The 25,087-nt window shown below is 62.4% G+C and carries 24 protein-coding genes; 14 read left to right on the forward strand and 10 right to left on the reverse strand.

From position 1 onward, the window contains the following. Window positions 1-50: 50 nt before the first annotated feature. The 4 genes from Q1A85_RS06955 to Q1A85_RS06970 all read right to left on the reverse strand — a co-directional run bounded on the left by Q1A85_RS06955 (window position 51) and on the right by Q1A85_RS06970 (window position 3,936). A complete protein-coding gene (locus tag Q1A85_RS06955; protein ID WP_299686749.1) occupies window positions 51-431 on the reverse strand; it encodes a hypothetical protein in 381 nt (126 codons plus the stop codon). Window positions 432-527: 96 nt separating this feature from the next. Continuing rightward, entirely contained in the window at window positions 528-2,003 is a 1,476-nt protein-coding gene (locus Q1A85_RS06960; RefSeq protein WP_299686750.1) for a carboxypeptidase M32, read from the reverse strand. After that, the gene (gene ctaA / locus Q1A85_RS06965; protein ID WP_299686751.1) at window positions 2,003-3,148 is read right to left on the reverse strand and encodes a heme A synthase; all 1,146 of its coding nucleotides are present in this window, start codon (window positions 3,146-3,148) and stop codon (window positions 2,003-2,005) included. The genes Q1A85_RS06960 and ctaA overlap by 1 nt, the downstream gene beginning before the upstream one ends. A 59-nt stretch (window positions 3,149-3,207) precedes the next feature. Continuing rightward, the gene (locus Q1A85_RS06970; RefSeq protein WP_299686752.1) at window positions 3,208-3,936 is read right to left on the reverse strand and encodes an RNA methyltransferase; all 729 of its coding nucleotides are present in this window, start codon (window positions 3,934-3,936) and stop codon (window positions 3,208-3,210) included. Between the two features lie 148 nt (window positions 3,937-4,084). Between Q1A85_RS06970 and Q1A85_RS06975 the strand changes: the two genes are divergently transcribed. Continuing rightward, window positions 4,085-4,699 (forward strand): thiamine phosphate synthase, encoded by a 615-nt coding sequence (locus Q1A85_RS06975; RefSeq protein ID WP_299686753.1) that lies wholly within the window; start codon window positions 4,085-4,087, stop codon window positions 4,697-4,699. On the opposite strand, the gene Q1A85_RS06980 is transcribed toward Q1A85_RS06975, so the two are convergent. After that, complete coding sequence (locus Q1A85_RS06980) at window positions 4,696-5,886, reverse strand: HupE/UreJ family protein (protein WP_299686754.1); 1,191 nt, start codon at window positions 5,884-5,886, stop codon at window positions 4,696-4,698. The two genes, Q1A85_RS06975 and Q1A85_RS06980, sit on opposite strands and share 4 nt — an antisense overlap. Between Q1A85_RS06980 and Q1A85_RS06985 the strand changes: the two genes are divergently transcribed. From Q1A85_RS06985 to Q1A85_RS07000, 4 genes are all read left to right on the forward strand, one after another. Then, window positions 5,885-6,691, forward strand: coding sequence for a DUF4198 domain-containing protein (locus Q1A85_RS06985; protein ID WP_299686755.1), 807 nt, complete (start codon window positions 5,885-5,887; stop codon window positions 6,689-6,691). The two genes, Q1A85_RS06980 and Q1A85_RS06985, sit on opposite strands and share 2 nt — an antisense overlap. 38 nt (window positions 6,692-6,729) lie before the next feature. Then, window positions 6,730-7,623 (forward strand): PfkB family carbohydrate kinase, encoded by an 894-nt coding sequence (locus Q1A85_RS06990; RefSeq protein WP_299686756.1) that lies wholly within the window; start codon window positions 6,730-6,732, stop codon window positions 7,621-7,623. Beyond that, window positions 7,620-8,540: a pseudouridine-5'-phosphate glycosidase gene (locus Q1A85_RS06995; RefSeq protein WP_299686757.1), complete on the forward strand. Its 921-nt coding sequence runs from the start codon at window positions 7,620-7,622 to the stop codon at window positions 8,538-8,540. The genes Q1A85_RS06990 and Q1A85_RS06995 overlap by 4 nt, the downstream gene beginning before the upstream one ends. A 72-nt stretch (window positions 8,541-8,612) precedes the next feature. Then, window positions 8,613-9,362, forward strand: a complete 750-nt coding sequence (locus Q1A85_RS07000) for a DUF502 domain-containing protein (protein WP_299686758.1) — start codon at window positions 8,613-8,615, stop codon at window positions 9,360-9,362. A gap of 7 nt (window positions 9,363-9,369) precedes the next feature. Here the strand turns inward: Q1A85_RS07000 and Q1A85_RS07005 are convergent, their stop codons facing one another. Next, entirely contained in the window at window positions 9,370-10,245 is an 876-nt protein-coding gene (locus tag Q1A85_RS07005; protein ID WP_299686759.1) for a DMT family transporter, read from the reverse strand. 254 nt (window positions 10,246-10,499) lie between these two features. Here Q1A85_RS07005 and Q1A85_RS07010 point away from each other — a divergent pair, with 254 nt between their 5' ends. From Q1A85_RS07010 to Q1A85_RS07020, 3 genes are all read left to right on the forward strand, one after another. Further along, window positions 10,500-12,329, forward strand: coding sequence for an extracellular solute-binding protein (locus Q1A85_RS07010; protein WP_299686761.1), 1,830 nt, complete (start codon window positions 10,500-10,502; stop codon window positions 12,327-12,329). A 4-nt stretch (window positions 12,330-12,333) separates the two neighbouring features. Next, complete coding sequence (locus Q1A85_RS07015) at window positions 12,334-12,984, forward strand: aquaporin (RefSeq protein WP_299686763.1); 651 nt, start codon at window positions 12,334-12,336, stop codon at window positions 12,982-12,984. Between the two features lie 101 nt (window positions 12,985-13,085). Beyond that, complete coding sequence (locus tag Q1A85_RS07020) at window positions 13,086-13,301, forward strand: hypothetical protein (RefSeq protein WP_299686765.1); 216 nt, start codon at window positions 13,086-13,088, stop codon at window positions 13,299-13,301. Between the two features lie 2 nt (window positions 13,302-13,303). On the opposite strand, the gene Q1A85_RS07025 is transcribed toward Q1A85_RS07020, so the two are convergent. Then, window positions 13,304-13,927 carry an XRE family transcriptional regulator gene (locus Q1A85_RS07025; RefSeq protein ID WP_299686767.1) on the reverse strand — a complete coding sequence of 208 codons (624 nt, stop codon included), beginning with the start codon at window positions 13,925-13,927 and terminating at the stop codon, window positions 13,304-13,306. Window positions 13,928-13,992: 65 nt separating this feature from the next. Between Q1A85_RS07025 and Q1A85_RS07030 the strand changes: the two genes are divergently transcribed. From Q1A85_RS07030 to Q1A85_RS07040, 3 genes are all read left to right on the forward strand, one after another. Next, window positions 13,993-15,519: a class I adenylate-forming enzyme family protein gene (locus Q1A85_RS07030; RefSeq protein WP_299686769.1), complete on the forward strand. Its 1,527-nt coding sequence runs from the start codon at window positions 13,993-13,995 to the stop codon at window positions 15,517-15,519. Further along, complete coding sequence (locus Q1A85_RS07035) at window positions 15,516-16,160, forward strand: DsbA family oxidoreductase (protein WP_299686771.1); 645 nt, start codon at window positions 15,516-15,518, stop codon at window positions 16,158-16,160. Before Q1A85_RS07030 ends, Q1A85_RS07035 begins: the two co-directional genes overlap by 4 nt. A 121-nt stretch (window positions 16,161-16,281) precedes the next feature. Beyond that, entirely contained in the window at window positions 16,282-17,493 is a 1,212-nt protein-coding gene (locus tag Q1A85_RS07040; protein ID WP_299686773.1) for a multidrug effflux MFS transporter, read from the forward strand. Here the strand turns inward: Q1A85_RS07040 and mfd are convergent. Beyond that, window positions 17,490-20,942 (reverse strand): transcription-repair coupling factor, encoded by a 3,453-nt coding sequence (gene mfd, locus Q1A85_RS07045; RefSeq protein WP_299686775.1) that lies wholly within the window; start codon window positions 20,940-20,942, stop codon window positions 17,490-17,492. The two genes, Q1A85_RS07040 and mfd, sit on opposite strands and share 4 nt — an antisense overlap. A 52-nt stretch (window positions 20,943-20,994) precedes the next feature. Beyond that, window positions 20,995-21,522 carry a component of SufBCD complex gene (locus tag Q1A85_RS07050; protein ID WP_299686777.1) on the reverse strand — a complete coding sequence of 176 codons (528 nt, stop codon included), beginning with the start codon at window positions 21,520-21,522 and terminating at the stop codon, window positions 20,995-20,997. Window positions 21,523-21,664: 142 nt separating this feature from the next. Between Q1A85_RS07050 and hemB the strand changes: the two genes are divergently transcribed. The 3 genes from hemB to Q1A85_RS07065 all read left to right on the forward strand — a co-directional run bounded on the left by hemB (window position 21,665) and on the right by Q1A85_RS07065 (window position 23,734). Then, window positions 21,665-22,666, forward strand: coding sequence for a porphobilinogen synthase (hemB, locus tag Q1A85_RS07055; RefSeq protein WP_299686778.1), 1,002 nt, complete (start codon window positions 21,665-21,667; stop codon window positions 22,664-22,666). Continuing rightward, window positions 22,663-23,052 carry a GFA family protein gene (locus Q1A85_RS07060; RefSeq protein ID WP_299686780.1) on the forward strand — a complete coding sequence of 130 codons (390 nt, stop codon included), beginning with the start codon at window positions 22,663-22,665 and terminating at the stop codon, window positions 23,050-23,052. The genes hemB and Q1A85_RS07060 overlap by 4 nt, the downstream gene beginning before the upstream one ends. A 115-nt stretch (window positions 23,053-23,167) precedes the next feature. Then, window positions 23,168-23,734, forward strand: coding sequence for a YSC84-related protein (locus tag Q1A85_RS07065; protein WP_299686782.1), 567 nt, complete (start codon window positions 23,168-23,170; stop codon window positions 23,732-23,734). An 85-nt stretch (window positions 23,735-23,819) separates the two neighbouring features. On the opposite strand, the gene Q1A85_RS07070 is transcribed toward Q1A85_RS07065, so the two are convergent. Further along, complete coding sequence (locus Q1A85_RS07070; RefSeq protein WP_299686784.1) at window positions 23,820-25,073, reverse strand: PAS domain-containing protein; 1,254 nt, start codon at window positions 25,071-25,073, stop codon at window positions 23,820-23,822. Window positions 25,074-25,087 lie beyond the last annotated feature (14 nt).

Raw genomic sequence — 25,087 nt, forward strand, 5'->3', positions numbered from 1 at the left:
TCCCAAATATGGCGTGCGGGCCTTTGCCCGCTCCGCAGGGTTTGGAACGCTCAGGGCGATGTCGTGGTAGTGGCCGTGGTCGAACTGTCTGTGCCGTCACCGCCACCAGCCGCCAGTGCGATGGCCACAACGCCAATTGCCGCGGCACCACCTGCCGTGATCGTACCGCCTTGCAACGCGCCGTTGCCGCCGCCACCGCCACCGCCCGCATTGGCCCGGCGGCACAGCCGCGCGACGGTGCCGTCGACCGTTGTCGTATCCGGGCGACAATTATAGGCAACGCCGTCTGCGCCGATCACCCGCACGGAATACGTGGTGTCGCCTGTTGCCCCGCCGACGCTTGCTTGCGTCGTGGCCACGGGTTGCGCCTGTGCAGCCATTGCCGCAACACTCGCAACGCAGCCCATCAAAGCCGTTTTGTACCGATTCATCTTGCGTCCTCACCATTCAGTTCACTGACCGGCAAGGTAGCATGATGCGCAGCGACAGCACGGGGCAAAGCCCGTTAGACATATCAGACCAGCAGTTTAAAGCCGATAGAGCGTGCGGAATTTCGCCTGAAGGTATGCCAGCAATGGTTCTGGACCCGGCGACATGCCGCTGGCCTGCGCGATGGTGTCGCGCGGACTGCGCAAGCCGCCGTATTTTTGCAGATTTTCCCGCAGCCACCCCGTGGCCGCCGCCGTGTCACCCACAGCCAACTGGTCGTCCAGTCCCGGCACCGCCGACCGCAGCGCCTCGTACAGACAACCCGCATAGACATTACCAAGGCTATAGGTCGGAAAGTAGCCGAACAGTCCGACGGACCAATGCACATCCTGCAAAACGCCGTGTGATGCGCGGTCGACCGCATAGCCAAAGTCAGCCTCAAAACGGTCATTCCACGCCGCCTCGAGATCGCGCACGGTCAGATCGCCCGACATCAGCGCCCGCTCCAGATCAAACCGCAGAAGCACGTGCAGATTGTACTGCACCTCATCCGCTTCGGTGCGGATATAGCCGTTGGATACGGCATTTACCGCCGCGTAAAAGGCATCTTCGCTGTCGATGCCAAAATCGCCGAACGCATCCCGCATCTGTCCATAAAGCCAGCCCGTAAAGGCGCGGCTGCGTCCCAACTGGTTTTCGTAGATGCGGCTTTGGCTTTCGTGCACACCCATCGACACGCCCCGGCCCAGAGGGGTCAGCAGATAGGCCCGGTCGATGTTTTGTTCATAACATGCGTGCCCGACCTCGTGGATGGTCGAGTAAAAACAGTTGAACGGATCGGACGGGTTCGTCCGCGTCGTGATCCGGACGTCCAGACCGGACCCTGAAGAGAACGGGTGCACCGCCTTGTCGATGCGCCCATGCGTCTCATCATAGCCAAAAGCGCGGGCCAGGGTGGCACTCAGCCCAAGCTGGGCGGCCTCGTCAAAGGGTCCCGTGACGCCCTTGGGGGCGGGTTGGTCCAGAATGGCCGCCCGCAACTCGGTCAGACCGGGCCGCAGCGCGCCGAACATCGCCTCAAGGTCGGCGGCGGTGGTGCCGGGTTCGTAATCCTCAAGCATTGCGTCATAGACGTCACCGCCCTGCGCCAGTGCCTGACCTTCCTGCCGCTTGAGGCCGATAACTTCGTCCAGAACCGGGGCGAAGGCGGCATAGTCGTCGGCGGCCCGCGCCTCAGCCCATTTGCCCTGTGCGTTCGAAGTGACCTTTGCGATTGTCGCGGCGAGGTCTGCGGGCACTTTGGACGCGCGCTCAAAATTGCGGCGGATTTCCCGCACCTGCGCCTGCCCTGCGGTGTCCAGCACCGACACATCTATCGCCGCCAGCCAGTCGCCAACTTCGGGCGCGGTGCGGCGCGCGTGCAGTACTTTTTCCAGCGCCGCCATTTCTTCACCCCGTTGCGGCGCAGCGCCGCGGGGCATCACCGTTTCCTGATCCCAGCCAAGACGGCCTGCCACCTGACCCAGCGCCTGCGTATCATGTTCAAACGCAATCAGTTCATCATAGGCCGTCATCACGCAGTCCCCCGGATCGAAGTTGCAATTGGATAGGCCGCCAGAAAACGTGCCCGCAGGATCAACACCCACAGCACCACAGCGACAAACTGATGCGCAATCGCCAATGGCCACGGCGCACCGTACAGCACCGTCATAATGCCCAGCAAGACCTGCAAGGCCAGCATGGCGATCATAGCGTTGAACGCCGTGCGCGTGCGCATATGCGCCGACCGTCGACCACGCAGCCAGACGACCACCGCGAAAGCTGCCAGCAGATAGCCTGCAACGCGGTGGATGAATTGCACAAGACCCGGGCTTTCAAAGAAGTTGCGCCACAGCGGCTCCAGCACAAACGCAGTTTGCGGGAACACCTGCCCCCCCATCAGCGGCCAATCGGTGTAGCTGCGGCCCGCATCAATACCAGCGACCAGCGCACCGATCAGGATCTGCAAAAAGGCGAAATGCATCAACCCGGTCGAGATCGAGAACAGCCGCGCTTCCCTGTTCCGGCGCGCCTGCATCAGCTCACGTTCCTGACGGCCCAGTTGGAATGTAAACCATGCGATGAACCCCAGAATGACAAAGGCAAGGCCCAGATGCGTGGCAAGACGGTAGCTCGCCACGTCCACCATGCCTTCACCGCTGGTCACGCCGCTTGCGACCATCCACCAGCCGATCGCCCCCTGCAAACCACCAAGCACGCCAATGCCCAACAGCTTGGGCGTCCAGCCTGCCGGAATCTGGCGGCGCACAAGGAACCACAAAAAGCCCACGGCCCAGACAAGGCCAATCACGCGGCCCAGTTGCCGGTGCCCCCATTCCCACCAATAGATGACCTTGAAATCGGCCATGGTCATCCACTGGTTCTGGATGCGCCATTCGTCGATGGCCTTGTACTTGTCAAATTCGGATTGCCAGTCCGCCGCGCTGAGCGGCGGGATTGCCCCGGTGATCGGACGCCATTCCGTGATGCTCAGCCCACTATCGGTCAGGCGTGTCAGCCCGCCCACGGCGATCATCACCACCACAAGCACAAACAGGATCATCAGCCAGACGCGAATGGCACCACGTGCGCCGCCGCGGCCCTTGTCGATCACACCTGTTTCGGCCACCTGTTTTTCGGTGGTGCCAACCTCTTCGAAAATGCTGCGCTGTCTTGCCATGCCCGGCCCCATCTGATGTTACCGCGCAACCTATGTCGCGCCGTGCAGGGCGTCCAGCGTCAGCGCCGATTTGCCCAGCGGACCATCTGACGCAGCATCCCGTGCAAGGTCTGTGCATCGGACCGTGTCAGCGGCATCCGACTCCAGAGATTGCGTAGATTTACCTTCATGCTGGCGGCTTTGTGCTCGGGATAAAAGAACCCCGCTTCGTCCAGCCGTTCCTCGAAATGGCGGGCCAGATGGTCGATCTCTTCGACGCGGGCCCAATCGGTGCCCGCCATTTCGGTGGTCCGGTGCACGACGTCGGCGCTGGCCCGCATCCATTCATAGCCCACCAGCAGCACGCATTGCGCAAGGTTCAGCGACGGAAAGGCCGGATTCACCGGCACCGAAATGATCGCGTTGGCCTGCACGATATCCTCGTTCTCAAGCCCTGCCCGCTCGGGCCCGAACATCACGGCCACATGACCACCTTCGGCAATCCGGCGCGCGGCGTCCTGCATTGCAGCTTCCGGGCTCAGGACCTCCTTGGTCATGTCCCGTGGGCGCGCGGTGGTGGCATAGACATAGGTGCAGTCCGCCAGCGCAGCGGACAGATCGTCAAACACCGGCGCTGCATCCAGTACCCGCCCCGCCCCGCTGGCCATCGCAACGGCTGACGGGTTCGGCCAGCCGTCCCGGGGACCCACAATACGCATCCGGTCGAGGCCAAAATTCAGCATCGCCCGCGCGGATGCGCCGATATTCTCGCCCATCTGGGGCCGCGTCAGAACAAAGGTCGGTGTCATGGCAGGCGTCTATCCCGCACACCGCACCCAAGGCAAGGGCACGCGTCCGCCCCGTCTCTGTCCCAAAAAAATCCTCGCCGAAGGCATAAAAGTTTCAAATCCCAACGCTTTCCGCTAGTGCTGCGCCCAAACCAAAAGGACCACGCCAATGCGCCAGCCCGAGCAGCCACAACTCTACCTGCTGACCCCGCCCGTGATCGAACTGTCACAGTTCCCCGACATGCTGGCGCGGGTGCTCGACACGCATCCTGCCGCTTGCATCCGGCTGGCGCTGGCCACTCGGGACGAGGACAGGATTTCGCGCGCCGCTGACGTGTGTCGCGCGGTGGCCCATGCCCGCGATGTAGCCATTGTGGTGGACGATCACACCAGCCTTGCGACGCGGCTGGGGCTGGATGGCGTGCACCTCACGGATGCCGCCCGGTCTGTGCGCGACGCGCGCAAGGTGTTGGGACCGGACGCGATTGTCGGCAGCTTTTGCGGCACCTCGCGGCACGATGGCATGACCGCTGGCGAGGCGGGTGCCGATTACGTTTCCTTTGGTCCGCTCACCGCGCCGGGTGAGGAAGAGGCCGCGGGCACCGAACTCTTTGCATGGTGGACCGAGATGATCGAGGTGCCGGTCGTCGCCGAAGGTGGCATGACGCCCGCCCATGTGGCCGCGCTGGCGCAGATCACGGACTTTCTGGCCGTCGGAGAGGAGATTTGGGGCCACGACGATCCCGCCGCAGCCCTGTCCGATCTGTTGCAGCCCTTGAGTTAAAGCAACGTGCGTTCAATCACCCAATAGAGCGCGATGACAGCGATGATCAGCGACCCGGTCATCGACCACGCGCGAAACATCACCGGATATTCCTCGACCACGCCTTCGACCCCGTCGAGCTTGGCCATATCCGCTGCGCGGCAGCCCAGCCAAAGGGCAAACGCCGCCATGGCAATCACGGCCAGCTGGCCCAGTTCCACACCGACGTTAAATCCGATCAGCGCGGGAATGAACGTGCCTTCGGGCAGTCCAAACTCCCCCAGCACAGAGGCAAAACCCAACCCGTGCAACAGGCCAAAGCCGAACACGATCAGCGGACGCCATGTGTTCATGCCACGGGCAAAGATGTTTTCGACCGCGACATAGACAATCGACGCAGCAATCAGTGGCTCGACGATTGATCCCGGCACGTTCACCAATCCCAGCGCCCCAAGCGCCAGCGTCACCGTGTGCGCCAGCGTAAACGCACTGACCTGCCACAACAGCGGCCCCAGCCGCGTGGACAGGAAAAACAGGCCCAGCACAAACAGGATATGGTCAAGGCCTTTGGGCAGGATGTGGTCAAAGCCCACAGGGACATAATCGGCAAAGGTCTGCCAGCCCGTGGCTGCATCGCCACCAGCAAGCGCAATAAGCCCGCTCGACCCGCCGCCCGAGATCAGGCCGGTAAACGGCTCCTCGACCCCTTGTTGGCGCAGAATGAGATTGCCGGCCCCGTCCGGCCATTCCAACTGAATACCAGTGGCATCGCGTGGGATGTCGCCGGTCAGCACAACTTCGGACAAGCGCGGCAATTCAAGATTGCGCACTTCCGGAACGGTGACCGACACCAGCGACAGGTCAACGGACTGGAGCGTGCGCAGCATCGGCAACGCGTTCCACCGATCCACCAATTCTGGCATCCGCGCCGCGACCGCGTCCCCGGACAGCGCCCGCAGGGCATCATAATCCTCGGCGTTTTCAAGAGTGTCCGTGTCCAGAACACCATCAAGATCAATGCCGGACAACTGCGCCTCAATGTTCAGCCGCATGATCAGTTCGACCTGCCCGTCCGCTACGGTCAGATCGGCAATGCTGGGCACAACTTCGTGAGATGCGGCTTGTCCGACACTCAACGCCAGCCAAAGGCTTGACACCGCCGCCCAATGCCACAGGCTTGCGTACAGATTTTCCAAAGGCTTCGCCATGTTCCTCATCCGTCTCTTCCTCACTGGTTGGTGCGCCATCTTCGCATCCATTGCAACCGCCCACGAATTCTGGATCGAGGCGGAACGCTATCAGGTCCCCGCGGGCCAGAACATCGTGGCACGGTTCAAAAACGGTGAAACCTTCGAAGGTGTTTCACTGAGCTATTTCGACCGCAGCACGCAGCGCTTTGAACTGGTGACCGATGGGGTCGCCGCACCGGTGACACCACGTCTTGGCGACAACCCTGCGCTGGATGTTCCGGCACCCGGCGATGGGCTTGCCGTTGTGCTGCACGAAACGACCCCGTCCTTTGTGACGTATAAACGCTGGGCCAAGTTTCAGAAATTCGCCGATCACAAGGATTTTGCAGGCTGGCGGGCGCAACATGATGCGTTGGGATTTCCGCCGCCGCCCTTCAAGGAACGCTACACCCGTCACGCCAAGGCGCTGATCGCCGTGGGCGACGACGGCGCGGGCGCGGATGCGCGCTATGGCCTGCTGACCGAGTTTGTGGCGCTGACCAACCCCTATGTGCCCGGCTTTAACAATGTGATGCGGGTGCAGGTGCATTACGGTGATGCCACGCGGCCGGATGCGCAGGTCGAAGTGTTCGACCGTGCGCCCGACGACAGTGTGACGGTCACGCTGTACCGCACCGATGCCGACGGCATCGCGGCGGTCCCCGTTACGCCCGGCCACGACTATCTGTTCGATGCGGTTGTGCTGGAACCCATCGCCGGGGATGAGACCGCCGTCTGGGACACACATTGGGCGGCGCTGACCTTCTCGGTGCCCGCGCAGTAGCCCTTGTTCTTCGCAGGCGCGGGGTGCACAACCGCCCCATGACGCGCAGTCCTGATATCCTTTGCATCGGTTCGGTCCTTTGGGACGTGATCGGTCGCGCGCCGCTCGCCATGCGCCAAGGGTCGGACGTGCCGGGCCGCATCACCCGCCTGCCCGGCGGGGTGGCGATGAACATCGCCATGACGCTGGCCCGGTTCGGCCTGACGCCCGCCCTGCTGACCGCCATTGGACGCGACGCCGAAGGCGACGAGTTGATCAATGCCTGTACCGCGCGGGGGCTGATCACCGATACGGTCTACCGTTCGGACGATTTGCCCACTGACCAGTATATGGCCGTCGAAGGGGCCAACGGCCTGATCGCCGCCATCGCGGACGCGCATTCACTGGAAAGCGCGGGGGCAAAGATCCTGCGCCCGCTGCTGGACGGCACCATCGCGACCAGCGACGCGCCCTATAGCGGGCTTGCGGCCCTTGACGGCAACCTGACCATCGACCTGCTGAACGAGATCGCATCAAGCCCGGTTTTGGCGCAGGCAGACCTGCGCGTGGCGCCCGCCTCACCCGGCAAGGCCGAACGGTTGATCCCGTTTCTCAGCCACGGGCGTGGCACGCTTTATGTGAACCTCGAAGAGGCGGGGCTGTTGTGCCAGCGCAGCTTTGCCAGCTCTGCGGAAGCGGCCCGGGGCGTGCTTGACCGGGGCGCGGCCCGTGTCCTGGTGACAGACGGGGGCGACACGGCTACCGTCGGCGGTCCTGACGGGCTGCACAGCGCCACGCCGCCGCAGGTGCTGGTCACGCGGGTGACGGGCGCGGGCGATACATTCATGGCCGCCCATATCGCCGCCGAGATGCGCGGCGCGGCACCGGATGCAGCCCTTGCCCAAGCGCTGGAGACAGCGGCCAATTATGTTTCAGGAAAGACACCGGGATGACCCTTTTTACCCCTTCCCCCGAAGTGGCGCAGGCGCTGGAACAAGGCGCGCCTGTTGTGGCCCTCGAAAGCACCATTATCACCCACGGGATGCCGTGGCCGCAAAACCTCGATGTTGCCCGGCAGGTCGAGGCGGATGTGCGCGCCGCAGGTGCGGTGCCCGCCACAATGGCGGTGATCAATGGCACCTTGCATGTCGGGTTGACGGACACACAGCTTGAAACGCTGGCACAGGCCCAGAACGTGGCCAAGCTCAGCCGTGCGGATATGGCCGTATGCATGGCCGCAGGCGGCACTGGGGCCACGACTGTTGCCGCCACGATGATTGCCGCGCGCATCGCCGGTATCGCGGTCTTTGCCACCGGGGGCATCGGTGGCGTGCACAAAGGGGCCGAACACAGCTTTGACATCTCTGCCGATCTGATGGAACTGGCGCAGAGCCCCGTGACAGTTGTGGCCGCCGGGGCCAAGGCGATCCTCGACATCCCCAAAACGCTCGAAGTGCTCGAAACCCAAGGCGTGGCCGTGATTGCCTTTGGTCAGGACGACATGCCCGCCTTCTGGTCGCGCAGTGCCGGGATCAAGGCACCGCTGCGGATGGACAGCGCCGCCGACATCGCCGCAGCCCACGCCATGCGCGCCCGGCTGGGCCTGCCCGGCGGGCAGCTTGTGGCCAACCCGATCCCGACCAACGCCGAGATCGACCGCGAGACGCTTGCCCCGATTATCGCCCGCGCCGCGGCGGATGCGGAGGCGCATGGCATCACCGGCAAGGGTGTCACGCCCTACCTGTTGCAGCGTATCTTCGAGTTGACCGAAGGCCGGTCACTTGAGGCCAATATCGCACTGGTTCGCAACAATGCCCGGCTTGCGGCGGAAATAGCCACGAATTTGGGCAGTGCCACGCGCCAAACATGACCCAATCCGCGCAAGGCATTGTAGTTGCTGGCCCGCTCGCCTAACTAGGCAACGCAACTGCAGGCCGACCACATGAACACACCCTTTGACCCAGACACGCCCCGCCGCCCGGGTCTTATCGCGCGGCTTCGGGCGTCGTTCTTGACGGGGCTCGTGGTCATCGCTCCGGTGGGGCTGACCATTTGGCTGATCTGGACCGTGATCGGCTGGGTCGATGGCTTTGTCTGGCCACTGGTGCCGACCGCGTGGCAACCCGATTCCATTGTGAACTACTGGCTGGGCAATCCCCGCTTTGTTGTGGGACCCGACGGCACACGCGTGCCCAACGAAGACTGGGTCCGCGTGAATGTGCGCGGTGTGGGCGTCATCGTTTTCCTGCTGTTCACCGTGTTCATCGGCTGGGTCGCCAAAGGGTATATCGGCAGATCACTGATCCGCTGGGCAGAACATGTGGTCGAACGCACACCCGTGGTCCGGTCCATCTATTCCGGGATCAAGCAGATCTCTGAGACGGTGTTTGCACAATCCGAACGGTCCTTTGAACAGGCCTGCCTGATTGAATATCCGCGCAAGGGCATCTGGGCGATCGGGTTCATCTCTACAACCGCCAAGGGCGAGGTCAGCGCCAAGGGTGGCAACACCGGTGAGATGCTCAGCATCTTTGTGCCCACCACTCCGAACCCGACATCCGGCTTTCTGCTGTTTCTGCCCGAAGAGGACGTGATCCCGCTCGATATGTCGGTCGAGGATGCGGCGAAGCTCGTGATTTCCGCGGGCCTCGTCTATCCCAACGGCAAGGACCCGACCGAGCCGCCACGCTGATCCGGCGTCAGTTTTGCGGACGTGACGCGAGGTGCACCGCCACGTAGACCGCGGCTGCCGTCACAATCGCCATGCCCATCAAGCCCGCGATGCCGGGCAATTGGGCAAAAATCACCACGTCAAACAGCAGCGCCCAGATGAGGCTGGTGAAATCAAAGGGCGCAAGGGTGCTGATCGGGCTGCGCAGCACCGCCTCGTTCGCTGCGATATGCGCCAGCCCCCCCAACAGCCCCGCGACCACCAGCCAGAGCAATGCAGGCCCCGTCGTCTCCGCCCAGCCAAAGGGCAACGTCATCAGACCAACCACCGCCGAAGTAATGGCAAAATAGAACGCAATCGTCGCCGGACGTTCTGTGATCGTCATCCGTTTGGTGTGGACCCGGACAAAAGCCATCGTGACGGCATAGGCTAGGCCCGCCACAACACCGATCAGCGCGCCCTGCCCCGGACGCTCCAGCGCGTCCCACAACAGGCCCAACACGCCGCAAAATCCCGCTCCAACCGCCATATACAAACGCCAGCCGATCACCTCGTGCAGCCACAGCGCCGCAAGCGGCAGCACAAGGATCGGCGCCAGAAAGGCCAGCGCCTGCGCATTCGCCACCGGCAGGTAGGCCAGCGACACAAACGACATCGCCATGGAGAACGCGCCAAACAACCCGCGGGTCAGATGCAGGCCCGGGCGCGCGGTCTGCAAGGCTTGCGGGAACTCGGACCGCAAAGCGGTGTAGATCACGATCGGCACCAGCGCGATTACAGACCGCCAGAACATGATCTGGCCAATCGCGACGGTCTTGGCCGCCTCGTGTACTGCAGCGGACATGGCGGTGATCAGGAACGCGGCCAGCAGGCGGAGCCATATCCCATGCCGGACGTCAGTCATGTCGCGGTTTCCGATCCCGTGTGCTTGCCCGATTTCCGGGCCCACCGATTGCGCAACGTGCCAAAAAAAAACGCCAGCACGAAGCTGGCGTTAAGTTATTGAGGCAGGTTTCATACAGGCAAGAAACCTATCGAGCAGTGCCCTCTTTATACGCAAACCCGCCCGAAGAGTCCAAGCTAAAAGTTTGATAATGCGTAAATGTCCTGACGCCGCTAAGGTTAACAAAACAAGGGCTATGAGGGATTGTTGCCAAAATGGAGCAGGATTTTTTCCAAATCAAACGCCGCCCCCTGGCGGGGCTCAGCGCGATTCTGAGCGCGGTGCTTTTGACGGCGGGAATGGCGCAGGCGGACCCGGCACATGGCATAGCTATGTATGGTGCACCGCAACTTCCACAGGATTTTGTGTCCCTGCCCCACGCCAATCCGGACGCGCCAAAGGGCGGGGCGATCACGCTGGCCAACACCGGCAGTTTTGATTCGCTCAACCCCTACATCCAGAAGGGCAACGTGCCTTGGCAGCTGCGCTTTTTGACCCACGAAAGCCTGATGGGTCGCAACCGGGGCGAACCCTTTGCGCTCTATGGTCTGCTGGCCGAATCGATTGAGACGGACGAGGACCGCACATGGGTCGAATTCACCCTGCGCGAAGAGGCCCGATTCTCTGACGGCAGCCCGGTCACGGTTGAGGATGTCATCTGGTCCTACGAAACGCTTGGCACCCAAGGGCATGGCCGCTACCGCAGCCTCTGGACCCAGATCGAAACGCTGGAACAAACCGGTCCACGGTCGGTCAGGTTCACCTTCAACGCCGACAACCGCGAACTGGCCTTGCTGGCCGGGATGCGTCCGATCCTGCAAAAAGCACAATGGGAGGGCAAAGACTTTGCCGCGGCAGGCATCGCCGATGTGCCCATGGGCACCGGCCCTTATGTGATCAGCGATTACGAGGCCGCGCGCGGCGTAACGCTCACCCGCAACCCGGATTATTGGGGCGCGGATTTGAACTTTCGCCGGGGGACGTTCAACTTTGACGAAATCACCATCGATTTCTACGGCGACGGCGATGTGGTTCTCGAAGCGTTTAAGGCCGGTGACGTGTCCGCAATCCGCGAATTCAACGCGGAAAACTGGGCCAGCGGGTATGATTTCCCCCGCGTGGACAGTCGCGCGGTCATAAAATCCGAGATCCCGCACCAGAAACCGTCAGGCATCACCGGCTTTGTGATGAACACGCGCAAGGCCCCGTTTGACGACTGGCGTGTGCGCGAGGCGCTGATCACCGCGTTCAATTTCGAATATATCAACGACACGCTCACAGGCGGCGCGCAGCCGCGCATCACCTCGTATTTCTCAAACTCGCCGCTGGCGATGGAACCGGGGGCCGCCACGGGGCGCGTGGCCGAATTGCTCGCCCCGTTCAACGGCAAGGTGCTGCCCGGCGTCATGGAAGGCTACACGCTGCCCGAAAGCGACGGCTCCTTGCGCAACCGGCGCGGGCTGCGCCGCGCGCTGGTATTGATGGAAGACGCCGGCTGGACACCGCAGGACGGCACGCTGCGCAATGCCGAAGGGGATGCGATGGCGTTCACCATCCTGCTGGATCAGAACAATTCCGAACACCGGGCCATTGCCGATCTGTATATGCAGGGGCTCGAACAGTTGGGCATCGACGTGTCCGTCGAACTGGTGGACGGCGCGCAATTCACCGCGCGCACTGGCACCTACGATTTCGATATGACCTATCACCGCCGCGCCATGTCGCTCAGCCCCGGCAACGAACAGTATTTCTACTGGGGGTCCAAGGCCGCGGATGAGGACGGAACGCCCAACCTGATGGGGGCCAAAGATCCGGCGATTGATGCGATGATCAGCGCAATGCTGACCGCGACAACCCGTGACGACAGTATCGCGGCCACCCGCGCGCTTGACCGTCTGCTGACCGCAGGGCGCTATGTGGTGCCGTTCTGGCAGTTCACGGCAGGGCGCATCGCCCACGTGGCCGAGATGAAATACCCCGAAACATTGCCAATCTATGGCGACGGCCCGGACTGGATGCCGCAGTTCTGGTGGTACGAAGAATAACTCCATGCTTCGCAAACTGGTTGCCGAAGGGTTGGGCACCGCCCTGTTGCTGACAGGTGTCATTGGTTCGGGCATTATGGGCGAGGCTCTGGCCGGTGGCACCGTTGCGATTGCATTGCTGGCCAATGCCATTGCAACCGGTTGCATCCTCTATTGCATCATCACCGTTCTGGGACCGATTTCAGGCGCACATTTCAATCCTGCCGTGACGCTCGCCTTTGCCCTGCGGGGCGAGATCGATCCGCGCAGGGCTGCCGCTTATGTGGCGGTTCAGGCGGTGGGCGCGATCTTGGGCGTTTGGGCAACGCACGCGATGTTCGATCTGCCGATCCTGCAACTGAGTGAAACGATGCAGCGCGCCGGCCCGGCACAATGGTGGTCCGAGGCGGTCGCAACCTTTGGTCTGCTGTTTGTGATCTTTGGCGGGCTCAAGGCGCGGCCCGACGCGGTGCCGGTTCTGGTGGCGCTTTACATCACGGGGGCCTATTGGTTCACCGCGTCGACCAGCTTTGCCAATCCGGCGGTGACACTGGCGCGCGGATTTTCCGACACGTTTGCGGGCATCTATCCCGGACACATCGCGGCGTTTGTGCTTGTTCAATGTGCGGTGGCGGCCGTGTCGGTGCGACCGTTGCGCCGACTGTTCCAGTATTAGGTTGCCCTGTCACCGAATTGTTATAGTTTACGCCGCGTGGGAATGATCTGCCGGGGGTGTCTGGCGGAGTATCGCAAAAAACCGATTTCGGGGGACCTGCCATGAGCTGGAGTGATCTCACGCGCGACTGGGCCAGCAGCTATTCTGCGCTGCGGAACGAATTTCCGCACCTTGAACCCAGCGCCATGCCGTTTCTCAAAGCGGATCAGGACCGGTTCGAAAGCTATCTCGCTGCAACGCACGACATGTCTCTGAAAGAGGCGCGCGCCGCATTTGACGCCTTTCTTGATCGTCGCAAGGGCCGCCAGTCGGCCTGAGGTCAGGCCAGCGACGTCACCCAAAGGATCGTCGCATCCTCATCGCTCATCGAAATGACATTGTGCCCCATCGTGGCGTCGTAATAGGCGCTGTCGCCTCGACGCATTTCCACCGGTTCGTAAAATTCGGTGTACAAAAGCACGACACCCGTCAGCACATACAGGAATTCCTCGCCATCGTGGCGGACCCAGCCGTCAAACTCTTCCATTGTGCGGGCGCGCACGCGGGCGCGGTATGGCAGCATCGTCTTTTTGGTCAGCGCCTCTGCCAGCAACTCGTGCTCGTAAGTGGCGGTGGCCTGCGCGTTGCCCTCGCCCGACTTGGTCATGACCATGCGCCCGTTGATCTGTCCCTTTTCCGGCGGGGTGAACAACTGCGGCACGGAAATCTCAAGACCCACGGCCAGTTTTTTGAGCGCCTCGTAGGTCGGCGACATCTGACCGTTTTCGATCTTGGAAAGGGTCGACCGGGCCAAGCCCGCCTGCCCCGCCGCCTGTTCCAGCGTCCAGTCACGGGCCTTGCGCAATTCACGCACCCGCGCGCCCAGATCCAGCGGTTCGGACGCCTCATTCTGCCCGCCAGCGCGGGCAATCTGGATCAACGACTTGGGATCTTTGCCTTGCATGACGTCCTCTATAGGCGGGCGCCAGCGGGCTTGCAACGGTACGCGCAGACGTCTAGCGAGGCGTCATGCTGAGCCTTTTTGACAGCGGCCCATTCCAACCCTGCCCGGCTCCGTTCAACCTCGCCGGTCACGTGCTTGCACGTGCCGACGCGTTGGGCGGCAAGACGGCTGTCGCCGTTATCGGCGCGGGTGAGCCTGAGACGCTCAGTTATGCCGAACTGTTGGCAGCGGTTCTGGGCACGGCGGGTGGGTTCAAAACGGCAGGGTTCAGGCCCGGTGACCGTGTGCTGATGCGCCTCGGAAATACGCTCGATTTTCCGATTGCCTATCTTGGCGCGCTGGCGGGCGGGCTTGTGCCGGTGCCAACCTCATCGGCGCTCACTGAACCCGAGGTGGCCCGTATCGTGGCCGAATTGCGCCCGCGTGTCATCCTGCACGACCCGGATGTGGCCACCGCAACCGGCGCACCCCATATGGGCGTCCACACGCTGCGCGCCCTGCGCACCCATGCGCCGGGCAAGGTGCATCTGAGCGATCCCAACCGGCTTGGCTATATCGTTTACACCTCCGGCACGTCCGGCCAGCCGCGCGCCGTGGGTCATGCCCACCGGGCGATCTGGGCCCGCCAGATGATGTTTCAGCATTGGTACGGACTGTCCGAGACCGACGTGATCCTGCACGCCGGTGCCTTTAACTGGACCTACACGCTGGGCACCGGACTGATGGACCCGTGGACCGTTGGCGCCACCGCACTGATCCCCGCGCCGGGTACCAAACCCGAAGCCTTGGGTGATCTGCTGCGCCGACATGACGCCACCCTTTTTGCCGCCGCGCCGGGGGTGTACCGCCAGATGCTGGAACGGGGGGCGTTGCCAACCCTGCCCCGCTTGCGCCATGGGCTGAGCGCAGGAGAAAAGATGCCGTCCGCGCTGCACGCCCGCTGGAGCAAGGCCACTGGCACCCCGATCTACGAGGCCTATGGCATGTCCGAATGTTCGACCTTCATATCCTCGTCGCCGGGCACCCCTTGCACCGACACCGCACTGGGACGACCGCAACCGGGGCGCAAGGTGGCCATTCTCGGCTCCGAGGGGCCTGTGCCCGTGGGCACCAGTGGCACCATCGCGGTCCACCGGGACGATCCGGGCCTGATGCTCGAATATCTGAACGCGCCGGACGAGACGGCTGACAAGTATCAGGGCGACTGGTTCCTGACCGGCGATACCGGCCAGATGAACGCGGCCGGCGAGATCACCTATCTGGGACGCAGCGACGACATGATGAATGCAGGCGGGTTCCGCGTCTCGCCGGTGGAGGTCGAGATGGTCGTGGCCAACGCACCGGGCGTGGCCTCCTGCGGAGTGGCCGAGGTTGAGCTGGCACCGGGCAAACGGATCATCGTTGCGTTCTATACCGGGCGCGAAGCCACGGATGAGACGGTTCTGCATGATCATGCCGCCGCGCGGCTGGCGCGCTACAAACAACCGCGCGCCTATGTCCACTTGCCTCTGTTGCCGCTAGGGCCCAATGGCAAACTTGTCCGCCGCCGCCTGCACCAATTCTGGCCGAAATCAAGAAAGACACCCTCATGACAGACGCCATCAAACTTGACATCATGTCCGACCCGATCTGCCCTTGGTGCTATATCGGCAAGGCGCATCTGGACCGGGCGCTGGCGGCGCATCCTGACCATCCCTTTGTCATTGAATGGCATCCATTCCAGTTGAACCCCGACATACCGCCCGAAGGCATGGACCGTCGCGCCTATCTGGAGGCCAAGTTTGGCGGCAAGGACGGCGCGGTGCGCGCCTATGCGCCCGTGGTCGAGAACGCGGAAAAGGCGGGGCTCAAGATTGACTTTGAGGGGATGCAGCGCACGCCCAACACGCTGGACGCACATCGGCTGATCCACTGGGCCGGGATCGAGGGCAAGCAGACGGCGGCGGTATCGGCCCTGTTCAAAGCCTATTTCGTCGAGGCGCGCGATATTGGCGATCAAGAGGTGCTGGCCGACATCGCGGACGGCATTGGCATGGATGCGAGCGTTGTGCTGCGCCTGCTGGGGTCGGATGCGGACCGTGATGACATTGCGGCGCGCGATGCGCACAGCCGGTCGATGGGTGTGAATTCAGTGCCCACATTCATTGTCGCCCAACAGCACGCGGTGCCCGGCGCGCAGCCGCCCGAATTGTGGGCCAAAGTCATTGCCGAACTGACCCAGACCGAGGATTGATCACGTTTTGAGCCGCGGGCCGTTGATCGCGTAAAATTCAACCAGCGGTCGTTGCCATTCCTGTAACACGTCGCCAATATGACGTTCAGTCGCGTCAGCGATGCGGACATCAGGAAAGCGCGTGACCAAACCGGCAAAACAGAAGGTGGGCAAAGTCGAATTCATCGCCTTGATGGCAATGATGTTCGCCACAATCGCGTTTTCCATCGACGCAATGTTGCCAGTTTTGCCCGACATCGCGGCGGATATCGCACCGGGTGGCACGGCGCAGGCCGCCTTGATCCTCACGTTTTTTGTCGTTGGAATGGGACTGGGCACGTTTTTTATGGGACCGCTGTCGGACGCATGGGGGCGCAAGCCGGTGCTCTATCTGGGGCTGGGCATCTACGCGCTTGGGTCCGTGCTCAGCTGGGCGGCACCCACGCTCGAAATGATGCTGGCCGCGCGGGTTTTGCAGGGGTTGGGCGCAGCGGGGCCACGGGTCGTGTCTGCGGCAATCATCCGCGATCTTTATTCAGGGCGGCACATGGCCTCTATCCTGTCGCTGACGATGATGGTGTTCTTGCTGGTGCCCGGTATTGCGCCGCTGATGGGTGCGCTGATTGCCGATGCGTTTGGCTGGCGTGCGATTTTTGCCGCTTTTCTCATCTTTGGCGTTGTTCTTTTCCTGTGGTTCGGTCTGCGCATGTCCGAAACCTTACCGCCGCAGAACCGCCGCCCCCTGCGTTGGCCGCTGATCGTGGATGCCGTTCGACAGATGGTGGTCCATCCCACCGTGCGCCTGTCAATCATCGTGCAAACGCTGATGATGAGCATCCTGTTTTCGATCCTCACCATGGTGCAGCCGATCTTTGAAATCGCATTCGACCGGGCAGACACCTTTCCCTACTGGTTCGGCGCAATTGCGGTTGCGTCCGGCGTGTCCAGCCTGCTGAACGCTGCCATTGTCGGCAGGTTCGGGATGCGCCGTCTGGTGACGTGGGCGCTGGCCGTGCAAGTGATCGTGTCGAGCCTTTTTGTCCTGTACCTCGTGGCCGACTTGCCGGGCGTGTTTGCCGTCTATCTGGTCTGGCAGTGGGGTGTGATGTTTCAGGCCGGGCTAACGGTCGCCAACCTCAACGCCATCGCGATGGAGCCGATGGGCCACATCGCCGGTATGGCCGCTTCGGTGATTGGCGCCTTGTCCACCGTTCTGGGTGCGCTGATCGCGTCGCCCGTGGGCCTGCTCTTTGACGGGACACCGTTGCCTCTGGTCGCCCTTGTCCTGATCTTCTGCGTCACGGCCTCTGTGCTGATGCAGTTGATGCGCCGGGCAGAGGCGGCACTGGCCTAGGCTTTGGCCTTCTTCTTCTGGGCAACCACCTTCTCGGCAAGATCGCGTGCAATGGCAAAGGCCCCTTTGATCTTGTCTGCGTCGTTCTTCCAGTCGCGGCGCACGACGATCTTGTTGTCTTTGACCTTGGCCATACCGCGCTGATCCTGAATGAACTCCACCAGCCCCTGTGGCGAGGCGAACTTGTCATTGTGGAACTGGATCGTGGCCCCCTTGGGTCCGCCATCAAGCTTGGCTATGCCTGCCTTTTTGCACATCGCCTTGATGCGCACGACCAGCATCAGCGTGTTGACTTCGCGCGGCAGCTTGCCAAAGCGGTCGATCAGTTCCGCGGCAAAGCCTTCAAGTTCAACTTTGCGCGTCAACCCACTGAGACGACGGTACAATCCCAGACGCACATCAAGGTCGGGCACGTAATCTTCGGGGATCAGAACCGGCACGCCCAGATTGATCTGCGGTGCCCATTGCCCGTCATCCTCGGTCAGCCCTTCCATCTGCCCAGACCGGATCTTGGCAATCGCCTCTTCCAGCATCGACTGGTACAGTTCAAAGCCCACATCGCGCATCTGGCCCGACTGTTCTTCGCCCAACAGGTTGCCCGCGCCACGAATGTCGAGGTCTTGGCTCGCCAGCGTGAACCCCGCGCCCAGCGTGTCGAGCGAACCCAGCACGCGCAGACGCTTTTCCGCCGTATCCGTCAGCTTGGTACGCGGTTTGGTGGTGAGGTAGGCATAGGCCCGCGTCTTGGACCGCCCCACCCGTCCCCGGATCTGATATAGCTGCGCCAGCCCGAACATATCAGCGCGGTGGATCACCATCGTGTTGGCCGTGGGGATATCAAGCCCTGATTCCACGATCGTTGTAGCCAGCAGCACGTCGTATTTGCCGTCGTAAAAGGCGTTCATGCGGTCATCAAGCTCACCCGCCGCCATCTGGCCATGCGCGACGACATAGGACAATTCCGGCAGCTGCTCTTTCAGGAATTCTTCGATCTCCGGCAGGTCACTGATGCGCGGCACCACATAGAACGACTGCCCGCCCCGGTAATGTTCGCGCAACAGCGCTTCGCGGATGGTGACGGCATCGAACTCGGACACGTAGGTGCGGATGGCCAGCCGGTCCACGGGGGGCGTGCCAATGATGCTGAGATCGCGCACGCCTGTGAGGCTCAGTTGCAGGGTCCGCGGAATCGGGGTCGCCGTCAGCGTCAGCACATGCACATCCGAGCGCAATTGTTTGAGCCGCTCTTTGTGCGCCACACCGAATTTCTGTTCTTCATCAATGACCAACAGGCCGAGGTTCTGGAAACGCACCCCTTTGGCCAGCAGCGCATGGGTGCCCACCACGATATCCGCCGTGCCGCGCGACATCGCTTCGCGTGCATCGTTGGCGTCCTTAGTCGAGACAAAGCGGCTCAGTTGCCGCACCTCGATGGGAAAGCCACGGAACCGTTCGGCAAAGCTCTTGTAGTGTTGCCGCGCCAGCAGCGTTGTGGGCGCAATCACCGCCACTTGCACGCCAGACATGGCGGCAACAAAGGCCGCGCGCATCGCCACTTCGGTCTTGCCAAATCCAACGTCCCCGCAAATCAGCCGGTCCATCGGCTGACCACTGGTCAAATCCTCCATCACCGCAGCGATGGCGGCCAGTTGGTCGTCGGTCTCCTGATAGGGAAAACGGGCCGAAAACGCGTCCCACATGCCGGGCGGTGGTTCAAGGATTGGCGCCTTGCGCAGCGCGCGTTCAGCGGCAATGCGGATCAGCCTGTCGGCCATCTCGCGAATGCGCTCTTTCAGCCGCGCCTTTTTGGCCTGCCACGCGCCGCCGCCCAGACGGTCCAGCAGCCCCTCTTCGTGGCCATAGCGGCTGAGCAGTTCGATGTTTTCGACCGGCAGATACAGCTTTGAGCTTTCTGCATATTCCAGCAGCAGGCATTCATGCGCCGCCCCGGCGGCGGTGACGACTTCCATGCCCTGATACCGCCCGATGCCGTGATCCACGTGCACCACCAGATCGCCCGGGCTGAGCGATTGTGTTTCGGTCAGGAAATTCTCTGCACGGCGCTTTTTCTTGGGCGCACGGATCAGCCGGTCGCCCAACACGTCCTGTTCGGAAATCACGGTCAGGCCCGGCCCGGTGAACCCATGTTCCAGCGCCCAAACGACCAGATGCAGACCGCGTTTGCCGATGCGACGCGCGTCGCTGATCGGGATCGCTTCGGCCAGCCCCTCGTCCTCGATCAGTCCTGTCAGGCGTTCGCGGGCCCCTTCGGAATAGCTGGCAATGACCACCGGGCCATGCTCAAGCCGTCCTTTGACATGATCGGCCAACGCCCCGAAAAGGCTGATGGATTCCTGTTGTCGCTCGGGCGCGAAATCGCGCCCGATGCGCCCGCCTGCATCCGTGACACCCGGGCCCGTTGCCTGTGGCAGCGGTGTGAACTGCACGACACGTCGGTTGGCCACGGCGGCCTCCCACGCGGCGTCACCCAGATAGAGACCGCCCGGTGCCGCGGGTTTGTAGACCGAATCCAGCTTGGACCGGTTCTCCATCGCCAGCCGCCGCGTCTCGTATTGATCCGTGACGCTGTCCCAGCGCGCCAGCCGCATCGCGGTGGTTTGATCGTCCAGCGAAATCGACGCGTCCGGCAGGTAATCAAACAACGTCTCAAGTCGGTCGTGAAACAGAGGCAGCCAATGTTCAGCCCCCTGATGCTTGCGCCCTGCGCTGACTGCCTCGTAAAGCGGATCGTCGGTGCCAGCGGCCCCAAATTCCAGCCGGTAGTTCTGGCGGAAGCGGGTGATCGCGGCCTCATCCAGAATGACCTCGGACACCGGGGCAAGCTCGACCATGTCGAGCTTTTCGGTGGTGCGCTGGGTGGCAGCGTCAAACCGGCGCGCGCCGTCCAGCACGTCGCCAAAAAGATCCAGCCGCACCGGCCCCAGATCGCCGGGCGGGTAAATGTCGATGATGCCGCCGCGCACCGCGTAGTCGCCGGGTTCGGTCACGGTCGGGCTTTGCACGAACCCCATGCGCACCAGAAAGGCGCGCAACCCCGCCTCGTCCACCCGGTTGCCAACTGTTGCCGTGAATGCCGCCTCGCGCATCAGATCGCGCGCGGGCACACGCTGTGTCGCGGCATTCAGTGTTGTGAGCAGAACGAACTGCGACGGCATCCCATGCACCAACGCGGCCAGCGTCGCCATCCGCTGGGCGGAGATATCGGCATTGGGCGACACCCGGTCATAGGGCAGGCAATCCCAGCCCGGAAACACCAGAACCGGCATGTCGGGAGCAAAGAACCGCAGTGCCGCCTGCATGGCTGCCAACCGTTTGTCGTCGCGTGCCACATGAACCACGGGACCATGTGCCGCAACCTCGTCGAGGATCAGCTTGGCGTCATACCCTTCGGGCGCGCCGGATACGGTGAGGTGTTGCTTGGTGGTCATGTGGGATCGGTGCTCTGGCAGAGTGCCTCAATTGGCGCAAACCCCGCGCCTGTCAACCGCCGAAGGGGCCAACGGCCATGTTTTGATACATCCCCCACAACGCCGTCACAAAGATGGAGACCATGCCAATGGCCTGCACAATCGTGCGATGCCGCGACAGGTAGCGCCACAATTCCTCGCCTTGCGCCTCGCGTTCCTGAATGAGCCGCGCGGTCGAGAGGTTCAGTGCGCCCACCAGCGTCATCGGAAATCCGAGCAAGAACAATGCCTGCGCAAACTCCACGCGGTAGACGAACCCCAGCAGCGCAAGGCCCGTCAGGATGAAACAGACAAAGCCCAATAACCAAAGGCCCGACACCGTGCTGATATACAGCAGCCGGTTGGTGTTGATCCGCACGAGCGCCTCAAGGTCTTCGGCGGCCTGTCCGCCATTGCGCCGCGCGCGCGACACCAGATCGAACGGAACGCCAAGAATCCAGTGGCTGGCCGTCGACCACACCACAGCCAACGCGATCCAGAACCACAGGTTCGAGAATGAGCGCATGTCGATCAGTTCGAATATTGTGGTGTGCCAGTCCAAACTCTGTCCTCGGGCGGCCCTGTGCTGGGCTCTCGCATTCTGATTGACGCCCCTCTTAGCGCGGGTGCGGGGCGGTGCCTAGACTTGGCAAGCGCAAAAAACCGTGCCACCCATATACTGTCAACCAGACTGGACAGAACCGATGCGCCCGACCCAAGCTCCCTTCCCTGCCACCCGACTGCGCCGCACTCGGTCCTCTGAGGCTGTGCGCGGTCTTGTGCGACAAAACGCGCTGAGCGTCGAAGATTTCATCTGGCCGGTTTTTGTTCGTGCTGGCGAGGGGATCGAAGAGCCTGTGCCGTCAATGCCCGGCGTGTCGCGCCGGTCCGTGGACAAGATCGTCGACGCCGCCCGCGAAGCCGCCGATCTGGGCATTCGCGCCATCTGCATCTTTCCCTATACCGGGATCGAAGAGCGGACAGAGGATTGCGCCGGCGCATGGGACCCCGAAAACCACGCCAACCGCGCGATCCGCGCGATCAAGGCAGCCTTGCCCGATATGGCGATCATGACGGATGTGGCGCTGGATACATATAACATCAACGGCCACGACGGATTCGTCGAAAACGGCGAGATCGTGAACGACCGCACGGTCGAGGCGCTGGTCAAAATGGCGGTGCGCCAAGCCGAAGCGGGCGCTGACATTATCGGGCCATCGGACATGATGGACGGACGGATCGGCGCCATTCGCGACGGGTTGGAGGCTGGCGGGCATCGCAACGTGATGATCCTGAGCTATGGCGCGAAATACGCATCCGCCTTTTATGGCCCCTTCCGCGATGCGGTGGGCGCGTCCGGCGCGCTGACCGGCGACAAAAAGACCTACCAGATGGACCCTGCCAATTCGGACGAAGCGCTGCGGCTGATCGAACGGGACCTGAGCGAAGGCGCGGACATGGTCATGGTGAAACCGGGCCTGCCCTATCTGGACATCTGCCGCCGTGTCAAAGACGCCTTTGGCGCGCCGACATTCGCCTATCAGGTGTCGGGCGAATACGCGATGGTGCAGGCTGCCGCCGCGCAGGGTTGGATCGACCATGACCGGGTGATGATGGAAAGCCTGATGGCTTTCAAACGCGCGGGTTGCGACGGGGTTCTGACCTATTTCGCCCCGGCGGCGGCCCGGCTGCTGGCGCGGTCATGATCCGACACACGGGCAGTTGCCATTGCGGTTTTGTCCAGTTCGCGATCACGGCGGAGATCGACCACCAGCGGATCTGCGATTGCAGCATCTGCCACAAACGCGGCGCGCTGATGTTTCGTGTGCCCGAAGCCGCGTTGACGGTGCAGCGGCCGCTGGCTGACCTGACGCTTTATCAATGGGGGTCGCGCACGGCAAAGGACTACTTTTGCCCGCAGTGCGGCATCCTGCCATTCCGACGTCCCAGCGCACCTACAGCCGCCGAACGGACACGCGGCGTGGCTCCATTTGACGGCTGGGCGATCAACTTGCGCTGCCTCGACGGGTTTGATCCCGTGGCACTGCCCGTGCGCCACATTCCGGGGCGTGCCATTGCGCTAGACTGCTGAGCGCACGATTGCCCATGACCCACTGTAGGGCGTGACAGTCCCACGCGATAAGCGTATAGTTGCGCACAAGCGTGGAGAAACTGCGCAGAACACGAGCAACACAGGCGGTTTTACAATGAAGACATTCGGAATGTCTCGGCGCGGCTTTGCGGCTGGCGCACTTGCGAGCATGGGGTTCACGGCGGCGTGCGGCAACGGTGTCGGCAGCCGGGGCAGCACATTGATCGACGCGCGCGTCGATGCAACGCTTGAGGAAATGTACCGAACCTACCCCAACACGGTCACATTGTCGCAAAAGGCGAACGGTATGCTGGTCATGCCGCTGGTGACCGAAGCGGGCTTTGGCTTTGGCGGCGCATATGGGCGTGGAGCGCTGCGCGTCAACGACGTGACGGTCGATTACTATTCGCTGGTCAAGGGCACCGGCGGATTGCAGATTGGCGCACAGCAATTTGCGCATGTTCTGTTCTTTATGACGGATGCGGCGCTGGTTGAATTCCGCCGTTCGCCTGGTTGGGTTGCGGGGGCTGATCTGGAATACGTGGTATCGGACAAGGGCGAAAGCGTTGCCGCCGACACGACAACCGTCCTGTCGCCGGTTTTGGCCGCGGTGTTCGCCCAAGCCGGGTTGCGCATCGGTGCGACCCTCGAAGGCACGAAGTATACGCGCATCATTCCCTGAACCGACGCCTGATCGCGCGTTGCCTCCCGGATCTTTGGATACGGGTGGCTGCGCTGATCATGCGGCAAAATCGCGGTGGCCATGGCTATTCGGCGGCAACCGTGCGGATGTTAACCGGCGGACGACGATCCTTGCGACTGCGCAGCAGGTTTCCTGCGCGGTCCATAATGTCGTGCACCGCCCCTTCGACATCCGTCATCAGGTCGCTCAACTGCGTCTCGGCGCTGTGCAGGCGCTCGACGACGCCATCAAGCGCATCGGTGTCGCTGGACGATTTTGACCGTTCGATGTTGCACATGGTTCGCGTCATCTCGAGGCCAAAGACCATGCGGCGCATATCCTTGCTGATGCGGTCAAAGTATTCCGCGCGCCGCGCGACATCCTTGACCGCTTGCGCGGCCTTTTCCTCATACAGGGTCGCCAACCGCTCCAGCGCCTGAAGGTCTGCCGCCTTTTTCTCGGGACGGATGCCGGTTTCGGTGCGCAATTGCCGGGCCACCTCGCTGACCAGAATACCGGTGGCCGCCAGAAACTTGGCCTCACGCACCGGTGCCACAGCGCTTTCCGCCGCGGCAAGAAAATCCTTGAGCGATTGAGTAAACGTCTCTGTCATCATCTGGTAATTGGCGGAAATCACGCCGATCGGACCATCGCGGCCTTCCAGCCGCATGGCCTGCAATCGCATATTGTCGGGGATCTGGTTCGTCTGCAACAGCAGCGCGTCAAGGTCACGCCCAGCCGCGGCAATCGTTTCCACCGCGGCCTGAATGGCCGAGAGCGTCACAACCTCGTGCGGTTTCAGCTTTTGTAGATGGCTCACGCGGACCAAAAGTTCATGTTCTATCGCGTCTGCCATGAAGGCGTCGTAATCAGAAAACCCCATTTCTTCGATCCGGGACAGCAGTCGGCGCAGGCTTTCTTCGGGGTCGAGGCCCTCTGCCGCCTCTTGACGCGCGATGTCGTCATAGAGGGCCTTGATCTCGTCCACCTGATCCGACATCGGCTTGAGCCGCACAGACACGTACCCGTCCTCAAACGGCATTGATACGGCGAGGACGGCATAAGCATCGCCGCCCTTGGTCCGGTTCACCACGTAAATGCCCACCGGCTTGCCCGCCGTAATGCGCGACCACAGCAGCCGAAACACGGCACGCGGCATGGCGGGATGCCGCACGATCTTGTGCGACGCGCCGATAATCTCGGTCCAGCTGAACTCAGATACGATCTGAAAGACGCTGTTGGCAGACTGGATAATGCCACGGTCGTCGGTCCGCGAAAAAAACACATGTTCCGGGAGGAATTTTGCCGTCTCACGGGCCGTGGAAAGCAGTTCAGACATGAGGTTCCTTCGAC

The sequence above is a fragment of the uncultured Tateyamaria sp. genome, assembly GCF_947503385.1.
Lineage (GTDB): Bacteria > Pseudomonadota > Alphaproteobacteria > Rhodobacterales > Rhodobacteraceae > Tateyamaria.